The organism is Asticcacaulis sp. (assembly GCF_027484505.1).
In the GTDB taxonomy this organism is placed as follows: Bacteria; Pseudomonadota; Alphaproteobacteria; order Caulobacterales; family Caulobacteraceae; genus Asticcacaulis.
The window spans coordinates 1-10315 of sequence record NZ_JAIXSV010000067.1; the positions used below are offsets into that span (position 1 = coordinate 1).

The following is a 10315-nucleotide window of genomic DNA, read 5'->3' on the forward strand; positions in this document are numbered from 1 at the left end:
ACCCAGAACATCCGCGATCTGGGGGTGCGCAAGAAGCATTCGCCCAACCGCGTCGTACTGGAAGGCAAGAAGGTCATCCTGATCGATGATTCCATCGTGCGCGGCACCACCTCGGTGAAGATTGTACGCATGGTGCGCGCTGCCGGCGCCAAGGAAGTCCACCTGCGATCGGCCTCGCCCCCCATCCTGTGGCCCGACTATTACGGCATCGACATGCCAGACCGCGCCAAGCTGCTGGCGGCGCAACATTCCATCGAGGAGATGCGCCAGATGCTGGAATGCGACTCGCTCGGTTTCCTCTCGGTCGATGGCCTGTACAAGGCGATGGGCCACGACGGCCGCAACAACGATCAGCCGCAATATACCGACCACTATTTTACCGGCGACTATCCGACCCGTCTGACGGACAAGGAGATCGCCGCCGAAGCCGAAGCCAGCGGTCAGCAATTGTCGCTTCTGGCCAATACCCACTAAAAATAAGAAGGACAGGGCGATGAAGACGGGGGCGATGACCGACACCCTTTTGCAGGGGCGTATCGCCCTGATCACCGGTGCGTCGCGTGGCATTGGCCGGGCGACGGCGCTGGGTCTGGCGCGCGCCGGGGCGCATGTGATCGCCTGCGCCCGCACCAGCGGCGCGCTCGAGGAGCTGGACGATCAGATCTTTGCCGAAACCGGTCGTCACGCCACCCTGATCCCCTTCGATCTCGCCGACGGGGCCGCGCTGGAACGCATCGGCGGGGCCATCTATGAGCGGTTCAAAAAGCTCGACATCTTCGTCCATGCGGCGGCGACTCTGGGGTCGCTGACCCCCGTTTCGCACTATGAACCCAAGGACTTCAACCGCGTCATCACGCTGAACCTCAACGCCACCTACCGTCTGATCCGTCAGCTTGAGCCGGTGATGAAGCTGTCGGATGCGGCGCGGGCCATCTTCGTGTCGTCGGGCGCCGCCTCAAACCCGCGCGCCTTCTGGGGGGCCTATGCCGCCTCGAAAGCCGGGATGGAGGCGCTGGTGCGCACCTGGGCCGACGAGATGGAAGTGACCTCTATCCGCTGCGCCCTTGTCAATCCGGGGGCCATGCGCACCCGGATGCGCGCCGAGGCGTTTCCGGGCGAAGACCCCGAAACCCTGCCTTTGCCTGAAGAGATCATCCCGCTGATGGTCGAACTGGCGCGTGCCGATCGCGTGCCGACGCTGGAAACGATCCACTTCCGGGAATGGACTCATTCCGGCCACGCATAACCCACCAAGATTTTTCCAGAAAAACAAAGGTTTCTGGTTCACTTTTTGCGGGATTCGGGTCAAATAAACTCATGACCCAGGCCATGCTCATTCCCGATCTCACCTTCCCCAAACCCGGCAGCGCCGCGCTTCTCGACGAGCTGTCGCAGTACGTCATCGCCGAGCCCTATCCGTTCGTCGTCGATCTGGAAGCGTCGCGCGGTCTGGAGCTGGCGACCGTCGATGGTGACCGCATCACCGACTGGTGCGGCCTCTACGGGTCGCGCCTGATCGGCTACAACCACCCGCGCCTGTATGAGCCCGACTATATGCGCCGACTGGTGGTGGCCGCCAATACCAAGATGGCCAATCCGGACTTCCTGACGCGCGAATGTCTCGACTATTACCGCCTGCTGCACGCGTTGCGTCCCAAGTGTATGCGGGGGGAGCGCGTCGAGGTCTATGCGGTCAATTCCGGCGCCGAAGCGGTTGAGAATATGATGAAATACCTCATCAATCTCCACCACAAGAAGATGCAGGCGCAGGGCAAAACGGTGCTCAACCACCGCTTCATCTATTTTGAGCAGGCCTTCCACGGGCGCACCGTCTATGCGCTCAATATCACCAAGCTGTCGAACGACCCCATCGCCACGCGCGACTATCAGGGCCTGATTCAGGGCAATCTTCAGGTGCCCTTCCCCGAATATGACAGCCGTCGCCGTGAAGCCGACAACCAGCGCGAAGTCGATAAGTGTCTGGCGACGCTCGACTATCTGATGTCCACCTATCGCGATGAAATCGCCGGGGTCATTCTTGAGCCGCTTCAGGGGGCGGGGGGCCATCGCCTGGCCTTGCCGCGCTTCTATCAGGAGCTGTCGCGCCTGTGTCACCATCATGGCATCGCCTGGGGGCTGGATGAGGTGCAAACCTCCGGCGGACAGACGGGTGAGGTCTTTTCCATCGACCTGTTCGACGTCCCCCACCCGCCGCAGGCCGTCGCCACGGCCAAAAAGTTCGGCAATGGCGTCGTCTATATGCTCAACTCGATGGAAGATATCGGCGTGCTCGATTCGACCTGGGGCGGCACCCTCTCCGACATGGTGCGCTTTTGCGAGGAATGGCGGATCGTCGAGGACGAAGGCCTGCTGCAAAGCGTCGAAAGCAAGGGCGCGCGTCTGTTTGGCGGGCTGAACACCCTCGTTGAAAAATATCCCGATACGCTCGGCAATGTGCGCGGACTTGGCCTCTATCAGGGGTTCAGCCTGCTCTATGCGCCGAACAAGGGGCGTCTGATCGACATGGCACTGGAACAAGAGAAGCTGTTGCTGCTGGGGGCCGGCACCGACTCGATCCGCTTCCGCCCGCCGCTGGACGTGACGGAGGCCGAGATCGACGAGCTGATCCGCAAGCTGGGCAGATTGTTGGGGCAACTTTAGATCATGGTTACGATTTAATCTTGTCGATCTTCCTCCTCCCCATATCATGGGGAGGTGCCGAGTTTACGAGGCGGAGGGGTATCTTACACCCCTCCGTCAGCGTCGCTTCGCTCGCTGCCACCTCCCCACGCAAAGCGTAGGGAGGAGAAAAAATGAGTTATCGCTGCAACCTCCCCCCTCTCAAACGGCGATGCCGATTTGAGACTTACAGATGCGGCACCGGAGAATGTAATGAACCGCCGTTTTCAGTTGGTCGATGTCTTCCATTCCGGGCCGTTCAGCGGCAATCCGGTGGCCGTGGTGCTCGACTCAGAGGGCCTGACGACCGAAGACATGCAGCGCATCACGCGCTGGTTCAACCTGTCGGAAACGACCTTCCTGCTACCGCCGGAGACGCCCGACGCCGACTACCGCGTGCGTATCTTTACGCTGGACCGCGAACTGCCCTTTGCCGGGCATCCGACGCTGGGCTCGGCCCATGCGTGGCGTCTGGCGGCCGGTTCGCACAAGACCGAGGTGGTACAGCAATGCGCGGTCGGTCTGGTCCGTGTGCGCTTTGACGGCGACCGGCCGGCCTTTGCCGCGCCGCCGCTGGTGCGCAAGGGGCCCGTCGATGCGGCCAAACGGTCCGAAATTATCGAGGTGCTGCGCATAGAGCCAGACAGCATCGTCAGCGTCGAATGGGCCGACAATGGCCCCGGCTGGGTACTGGTGCAACTGGCCTCCGCCGACGCCGTGCTGGCCGTCGATCCGCTGCGTTATCTGGATCGCCGCGTTGAAATCGGTCTGGTCGGCGCGCATCCGACGGGTCACGAAACGGCCTTTGAAATCCGCGCCCTATTCAGTGACGCCACGGGCGGCATTATCGAAGACCCGGTGACGGGTTCGCTCAATGCCTCGGTCGCCCAGTGCCTGCTGGCTGATGGTCGCGCCACCGCGCCCTATGTGGCGGCTCAGGGTACGAAGCTGGGCCGCGCCGGGCGCATCCATGTTTCAGAAGCCAAAGGCGATATCTGGATCGGCGGCGAAACCCGCACCCTATTCAGCGGCACCGGGAGTTTTTAACTTCATCCTCCCCCGATAGGTAGGGGAGGATGAGTTTACCGCTTACCCTTGCCCGCGGGTTTGCTGCGGCCGCCGGGGGCGGCGGCACCGGGCTTGGTCGAAGGCCCAAGGCTGCGCGAAGTGCGCGCCTTGACCACCACCTTGGGCGTCGCTGGCATGCCCTTGGGCTTCTGCTTGACACGGTTGGGGTGGGCCGGCTTTTCGCCCGGCTTGACCTTCGGCTTGGCGCGCACACGCGGTGGTCCGCTGGTGTCCTTGCTGCCGCCCTCATCAAACGGATTGACCCCGGCATTGGCCTTGACGCTCAGGCGAATAGGCACGCCCGGCATATCAAAAGATTCGCGCAAGCTGTTGATAAGATAGCGTTGATAGTGAGCCGGCATGGCATAGGCCCGGCTGGCGAACAGCACAAAGGTGGGCGGACGACCCTTGGTCTGCGCCATATATTTCGGCTTGATGCGCTTGCCGTCCACGGCGGGGGGCGGGTGACGCTGAATGGCCAGTTTCAGCCAGTCATTGAGGTCGCGCGTCTTCACCTTGGCCGACCAGTTGCGATAGGCCTTGAGCACCGCGGGCATCAGGCGATCGAGGCCGCGCCCGTTCAGCGCCGACAGGGCCACGAACGGGGCCCCGCGCAGTTGCGGCAACATGCGCTCGGCGATCTCGCTCAGTTCGTGCAGGCGCGCCTGCGGCTCTTCGACCGTATCCCATTTGGAGATGACGTAGATCAGGGCCCGGCCTTCGCGTTCGACCAGATCGGCAATCTGAAGGTCCTGCGTTTCAAAGGCGTTTTCCTGATCCATGACCAGGATCACCACCTCGGCGAAGGTGATGGCGCGGATGGTGTCGGCGGTCGAAAGCTTTTCCAGCTTTTCCTGCACGCGCGCCTTGCGCCGCAGACCCGCCGTATCGACGAGGCGAATCTTGCGCCCTTCATATTCCCAATCGACCGAGATCGAGTCGCGGGTAATACCCGCCTCTGGCCCGGTCAGCAGACGGTCTTCGCCCAGCAGGCGGTTGATCAGGGTCGATTTACCGGCATTCGGACGCCCGATAATGGCGATGCGGACGGGCTTGGTGTCCTCATCCTCGTCTTCGTCCTCATCGGCGATGAAGTCGCCTTCGATCAGTTGGCGGTACTTTTCCAGCGCCTCATAAAGCTCGGAAATCCCCTCCCCGTGCTCGGCCGACAGGTGCAGCGGCGCGCCGAAGCCCAAAACGTGCGCCTCTTCGGCCCCGGCAAAACCGGCGTGGCCCTCCGCCTTGTTGGCGATCAGGATAACCGGCTTGTCCTTGAAGCGCAGGATGTCGGCAAAGATGCGATCAAGCGGCACGACGCCTTCGCGGGCGTCCATGACGAACAGGGCGACGTCGCATTCCTCGATGGCTTTTTCGGTCTGCTGGCGCATCCGCGCTTCGAGCGAGGTATCGGCCACGTCTTCGAAACCGGCGGTGTCGATGAGGTCAAGATCAATGTCGCCGATATGGCCCGAAGCATAGCGGCGGTCGCGCGTCACGCCGGGCTGGTCATCGACAATGGCCAGTTTCTTGCCCGCAAGACGGTTGAAAAGGGTGGATTTGCCGACGTTCGGACGGCCGACAATAGCGATTTTTAAGGTCATGCAGAGGTTATTACAGGATAAACTAAGTAAAAAAAAGAAAAGATGCAGGAGGCTGGCCTCCTGCATCCGAATGTTCATAGCTTTGGCTTGGCTTACTGAACGGCGATCAGCTTCGCCTTGTCGGTCAGGACAAACAGCTTGTCCCCCACCACGATGGGGGCCAGATAGGCCGCATCACCCAGTTTCAGCGTCTCCTTGCGCGCGCCGGTCTTGGGGTCAAAAGCAACCATTTCGCCTTCGGAATTGACCATGATCAGGCGGTTAGAGGCCAGAATCGGGCCGGTCCACACCGGCAGGTTCTTGACCTTCTTTTCACCGCCCATGCCGAAGAAACTTTTCTTGGTCTTGGCGCGACCCTGATTGAGATCGACCAGCCAATAGACCTGACCCGACGCGGCATTGGCGGCCATCAGCTCGCTTTGCAAGGTCGAAAGATAGACAGCATCGCCGGCCACCCACGGGGCATTGGTGGAATCGGCGCTGACCGACCAGCGACGCTGACCCGACTTGGCATCCAGCGCCGAGAAGACGCCCGAATGGCTGGCGGCATAGACGAGATTATTGGCGACCAGCGGACGACCGGAAATATCGCGGATTTCCGACAGGGCGTTGGTACGCGTCGATTGCGCCAGGGTCTGGTTCCACACCTGCTGGCCGCTATTGGCATCAATGCCGACCAGTTCGCCCGACGAGAACGGCGCGATAAACAGGTTCTCATAGATGGCCGGAGAGGTGGTGCGCAGGATGCGCGCCGGTTCAACCAGCGCCTGATAGGTCCAGGCGGGTTCCCCCGTTTCTTTGTTCAGCGCTATCATCTGGTTATCGACGTCGCTGAAGACCACCACATTGCCGTTAACGGCCGGCGCGGCGCGCAGAGGGCTGTCGAAGGTCTTGGTCCACAGCACCTCGCCCGACGCAGCATCAAGCGCAGCGGCCAGACGGAAGCCGGAAGTCACATAGAGTTTGCCACCCGAAACGGCCAGACCACCGCCAAAGGCGTCCTTGTCACGGCGAATGTCGGGATTGAGGTTCCGCGTCCACACTTCGTTGCCCGAATTGACGTCAAAGGCGCGGATACGCGCTTCGCCGTCCATGGCGTAGATCAGCTTGCCGTCGGATACCGGCGAGGCGACGACCTGAGTGGTGCGCGACGAGCCCGCCCCCACCGACTTGGACCAGGCGATTTTGAACTGCTCAGCCGCGGCGGCGTGCTCGACCGTCGTGGTCGGGCCGCTGGCGAAGGGCCAGTCAGCGACCGGTTGCGGCGACGGCAGGTAGAAGTCCTTGCCCGCCAGACGTTCCGATGGCTGCACCTTTTGCTCAAAAGCAACGATGGATATGCGTTCGCCCTGCGTCGCCACCTCTTTCGGCTCTTCTTTTTTGAGCGGATTGAGGTTTTGGATGGTCGAGCAGCCCGAAAGCCCCGCGCCCAGCACCAGCGCCATAGCCGTGGCGGTCAGGATACGACCGGTTTGGTGGCCGTTATGGTGGGAAGTCTTTGCCGTCATCAGGGCTTTCTCATCAAGGTGAGGTTAGTCGGGTATGTCGTTTACTGCTGCGGCAGGGTGAGCGGGGCGGCCATCTGCGGCTGTGCCTTCACTTCCGGCAGCTTGATCGCCTGACGCGCCACTTCGGCCCCGCCGGAATCGATCAGGGCCACCGCCATCTGGGCGCGTTGCTTGAGCGGATCAGAGGCATCCAGCGAGAAGGCCAGCGCCTGAAGGTCGCCGCGCGCCCCCTGAATATCGCCCTTCTGTATCTTGGCCATGGCCAGCGCTTCCTTGGCCAGAGGCGCGTGGGGACGGCCTTCCTTGGTCAGCGGCGTCAGGCGCTTTTCGACGTCCTCGAACGACGCCTTGTCCATAATCAGGAACGTGGCCTTCAGCGTGGCCAGATCGGCAATCAGCGGGTCAGAAGAGGCCTTCGACGCCTCTTCCAGCAGCTTCACGGCTTCGTCGGTCTTGTTGTCCTCGACGGCCAGCCCGGCCAGTTGCGACAGGGCCAGTGCCTTATAGCCCGGTGCGCCCGCGTCCACGACCTTCTGGAAATCGGCCTTCGCCGCCGCCTTATCGTTCTTGGTCAGGGCTTCCTGAGCGGCCACATAGGCCTCAGACGCCTTGCTCACGCGTGAAGCGTCCCACGACGTGTAGCCCCAGAAGCCCAGAGCCCCGATCAGCGCCACAGCCAGTGCACCGCCTACGAAAGGGGCGCTCTTTTTTGCGATGGCGGCCCAACGGTCCTGACGCAGACCTTCTTCGGCTTCCTCGAAAATATCGCTCACGTTTATTCCTTGTCTCAGAACACACTGACGGGACCGCAGCGCGGCGGTCACCGGTAAATCTGGCGCGAACCTAGCCGCAACAGGCCGGATGCGCAATGATCATTAATGACGCCCCATCAGGGTTGTCATTCTACTTCGCAAAATATGTCTCTTGTGGGGCCGGAAAGTCGCGGCTTTTGACATCTTTGGCGTAGGCAGCGGCGGCTTCGCTGATGGTTTCGCGCAAGGCGGCGTAGCGGCGCACGAATTTGGGGGACCAGTCGAACTGCCCCAGCATGTCATCAACGACCAGTATCTGCCCGTCACAGGCCGCCGAGGCCCCGATGCCAATGGTGGGGGCCTTGACCGCCGCCGTGATCTCTCCGGCCAGATCGGCAGCCACGCCCTCAATCACAATAGCAAAAGCCCCGGCCGCGTCAGTGTCGCGGGCCTCCTGAAGGACTTTTTCGCGTTCTTCGGGGGTACGGCCCTTGGCGCGGAAGCCGCCATCGACATTGACCGCCTGCGGCCGCAGACCAATATGCCCCATGACCGGGATGCCGCGCTGCGTCAGATAGGCGATGGTGCGCGCGACCGTCGGGCCGCTTTCGACCTTGACCGCCTGCGCGCCGGTTTCTTTCAGAAGGCGTGCGGCGTTATCAAAAGCCACTTCCGGATCACCCTCATAAGAGCCAAACGGCATATCGACGACGACAAAGGCGCGTCTGGCCCCGCGCATCACCGCCTGACCATGCAGAATCATCATCTCCATCGTCACACCGATTGTGTTCGGCAGGCCGTGCACCACCATGCCGACGCTGTCGCCCACCAGCAGGATGTCGCAGTGATCGTCCAGAATTTCCGCCATCGGCGCGTCATAGGCGGTCAGGCTGACCAGAGGCGTGCCGCCCTTGCGCGCATAGATTTCCGGCGCGGTCAGACGCTTGACGGGGGATGGGGTATGGCTGCTCACCTTGAAGGCACCTTTCGCTCAGCCGGGAGGACCGGCAGGGAGTGGGCCTATATCCCCTCTTCACGCATGTTGACGAGGTACAGGCCGACAATGCTCATACATAGCGAAAAGCTGATCCAAAAAAAGAGGGGCGACTGGGCGAAGGCCAAATAATCGGTGGACTTGCTTAAGGCCAGCGCCAGAGCATTGGCGACGTTTTCCAACAGTTCGCGCCCGAAGCCGAGGCTGGCTTCGAAGGTGGCATCCGGTGTGGCGGCCGGGCGTGTGGCAGCCTGCGCCGTGGACGACAGGCCGGGCAACCGCACCAGTTGCGTCAGCGCATAAAGGCCACCCAACAGGCCGGCCAGCGCGATCAGGCCCTGACGCAGCCAGTTTTTGGCACCCAGACGGCGCATTACCCGATCCTGAAACGCCGGTTCGTCATCGAAGCGCATCGGCGTCTGGAACAGATGGTAAAGATCTTCATCCTTCATGACATCACCTTTCGATAACAGCGGGCACGGCCTCAGCCATGTCCAGCATCGCCCTCAGTTGCGTCAGTCCGCGTTTGATATGGCTCTTGACCGTCCCCAGCGGCAGGCCTGTCTCGTTAGAGACGTCCTGATGGCTGAGCCCGCCGGAGATATTCAGCGTGACGCACAGGCGCTCCGCCGGCTTCAGGCGTGACAAGGCCCCGTCCAGATCACGCGCCACCCCCTCGTTCTGGCCGGCCTGATGCAGGTCCGGCGCGGCCTCATAGGGGGCTACATCGTCAACGAGCAGGTATTTCTGCGTCGTCTTGACCTTACGCAGATAACGCCGGGCCGCGATCATTTTGAGCCAGTTGAGAAATGGACCATCGGCCCGGTACTCGGTCAGGCGCTCATAGGCCGTGATAAAGGCCTCCTGCGCCATGTCGTCGGCATCGGCCCCCTGTGCCCCCATGCGCCGCAGATGCGTGCGCAGGGCCGCCGAGTGCCGCCGCACCAGCTCGCCGAAGGCGTCGGACACGCCCAGCACCGCCTGAGCGATCAGGTCATGATCACTCAGATGTCGGTAACCGGCAGCGGTGGAAGGGGCGGACATGGCGGGTCGATCCTGAAAGCGTTACGGTTCAGGACTTCTTCTGATTGTTCAGACCGACAATGCCCATGATCAGCAGGGCGACGCCGATAAAGCCCGGAATGGCCGCAATGCCGGACAGGGTCTCAAACGTATAGTCATTGCCGACATAGTCCATGACCACCAGACCCAGGGCCACGGCCATCAGGATCAGACCGGAGCGGATGTCGTTGACCGGCGTTTTCATCTTGCCAATCGACGCGCCGGACTTTTGCAGGCTGTCCAGATATTCCGGCGGCAGGGGCTGACCCTTTTCAATGGCCATCCGGATGGTCTTCTGCACCTCGGCCCGGTCCTTGGCGCGGAAGTACATGACGATGCCGACGATAAAAATAGGCATCAGGATAGAGATGATGGGGATGAGAAGTGCCGCTTCGAAACCGTGCATGTTACGATCTCCCTTGAGAAAGTGTCAGGCGAAAATCCGCCTCTGTAGGATAAGAGGCACGGACAGGGCCATTTGGATGCACAGATAAGTATTAAATAAAATTCATCCGACTGAGAGAGGGAGCGCCCCCCCTCTGACCTCACGCAAACAAGGCCGCATAGACCTCCGGCTTGAAGCCGACGGTGATCGTACCGTCCTTATCCAGCACCGGGCGTTTGATCATCGACGGATTGGACAGCATCAGA

11 protein-coding genes and 1 pseudogene are annotated in these 10315 nt (G+C 61.6%); 4 read left to right on the top strand and 8 right to left on the bottom strand.

Translation table 11 applies throughout. The features are described from left to right. The 4 genes and pseudogenes from Q0072_RS03930 to Q0072_RS03945 all read left to right on the top strand — a co-directional run. Positions 1-474: pseudogene (locus Q0072_RS03930) on the top strand (amidophosphoribosyltransferase); the annotation flags it as partial. 34 nt (positions 475-508) lie between these two features. Beyond that, positions 509-1246 carry an SDR family NAD(P)-dependent oxidoreductase gene (locus Q0072_RS03935; protein WP_298326029.1) on the top strand — a complete coding sequence of 246 codons (738 nt, stop codon included), beginning with the start codon at positions 509-511 and terminating at the stop codon, positions 1244-1246. 71 nt (positions 1247-1317) lie between these two features. Continuing rightward, positions 1318-2661, top strand: a complete 1344-nt coding sequence (locus tag Q0072_RS03940) for an aminotransferase class III-fold pyridoxal phosphate-dependent enzyme (RefSeq protein ID WP_298326032.1) — start codon at positions 1318-1320, stop codon at positions 2659-2661. 231 nt (positions 2662-2892) lie between these two features. Beyond that, complete coding sequence (locus Q0072_RS03945) at positions 2893-3726, top strand: PhzF family phenazine biosynthesis protein (protein ID WP_298326034.1); 834 nt, start codon at positions 2893-2895, stop codon at positions 3724-3726. A gap of 35 nt (positions 3727-3761) precedes the next feature. Here Q0072_RS03945 and der read toward each other — a convergent pair whose 3' ends face one another. The 8 genes from der to Q0072_RS03985 form a co-directional block, all read right to left on the bottom strand. Continuing rightward, on the bottom strand, positions 3762-5348 hold the full coding sequence (gene der, locus Q0072_RS03950; RefSeq protein WP_041659520.1) for a ribosome biogenesis GTPase Der: 1587 nt from the start codon (positions 5346-5348) through the stop codon (positions 3762-3764). A 92-nt stretch (positions 5349-5440) separates the two neighbouring features. Next, positions 5441-6856, bottom strand: a complete 1416-nt coding sequence (locus Q0072_RS03955; RefSeq protein WP_298326038.1) for a PQQ-like beta-propeller repeat protein — start codon at positions 6854-6856, stop codon at positions 5441-5443. 41 nt (positions 6857-6897) lie between these two features. Further along, entirely contained in the window at positions 6898-7629 is a 732-nt protein-coding gene (locus Q0072_RS03960) for a tetratricopeptide repeat protein (protein WP_298326041.1), read from the bottom strand. A gap of 130 nt (positions 7630-7759) precedes the next feature. Next, complete coding sequence (gene panB / locus Q0072_RS03965; protein ID WP_298326044.1) at positions 7760-8581, bottom strand: 3-methyl-2-oxobutanoate hydroxymethyltransferase; 822 nt, start codon at positions 8579-8581, stop codon at positions 7760-7762. Between the two features lie 47 nt (positions 8582-8628). Continuing rightward, on the bottom strand, positions 8629-9054 hold the full coding sequence (locus Q0072_RS03970; RefSeq protein WP_298326047.1) for a hypothetical protein: 426 nt from the start codon (positions 9052-9054) through the stop codon (positions 8629-8631). 4 nt (positions 9055-9058) lie between these two features. After that, positions 9059-9646: an RNA polymerase sigma factor gene (locus Q0072_RS03975; protein WP_298326050.1), complete on the bottom strand. Its 588-nt coding sequence runs from the start codon at positions 9644-9646 to the stop codon at positions 9059-9061. Positions 9647-9674: 28 nt separating this feature from the next. Then, positions 9675-10070 carry a DUF6249 domain-containing protein gene (locus tag Q0072_RS03980; RefSeq protein ID WP_013480155.1) on the bottom strand — a complete coding sequence of 132 codons (396 nt, stop codon included), beginning with the start codon at positions 10068-10070 and terminating at the stop codon, positions 9675-9677. Positions 10071-10209: 139 nt separating this feature from the next. Then, the coding region (locus Q0072_RS03985; protein WP_298326059.1) for an ArsC/Spx/MgsR family protein at positions 10210-10315 on the bottom strand (106 nt) is incomplete at its 5' end.

Excerpts from the sequence above, each read along its gene's own strand:
- Q0072_RS03935 (WP_298326029.1), top strand. The coding sequence starts at position 509 with ATGACCGACACCCTTTTGCAGGGGCGTATCGCCCTGATCACCGGTGCG.
- Q0072_RS03940 (WP_298326032.1), top strand. The coding sequence starts at position 1,318 with ATGACCCAGGCCATGCTCATTCCCGATCTCACCTTCCCCAAACCCGGC.
- Q0072_RS03945 (WP_298326034.1), top strand. The coding sequence starts at position 2,893 with ATGAACCGCCGTTTTCAGTTGGTCGATGTCTTCCATTCCGGGCCGTTC.
- der (WP_041659520.1), bottom strand. The coding sequence starts at position 5,348 with ATGACCTTAAAAATCGCTATTGTCGGCCGTCCGAACGTCGGCAAATCC.
- Q0072_RS03955 (WP_298326038.1), bottom strand. The coding sequence starts at position 6,856 with ATGACGGCAAAGACTTCCCACCATAACGGCCACCAAACCGGTCGTATC.
- Q0072_RS03970 (WP_298326047.1), bottom strand. The coding sequence starts at position 9,054 with ATGAAGGATGAAGATCTTTACCATCTGTTCCAGACGCCGATGCGCTTC.
- Q0072_RS03975 (WP_298326050.1), bottom strand. The coding sequence starts at position 9,646 with ATGTCCGCCCCTTCCACCGCTGCCGGTTACCGACATCTGAGTGATCAT.
- Q0072_RS03980 (WP_013480155.1), bottom strand. The coding sequence starts at position 10,070 with ATGCACGGTTTCGAAGCGGCACTTCTCATCCCCATCATCTCTATCCTG.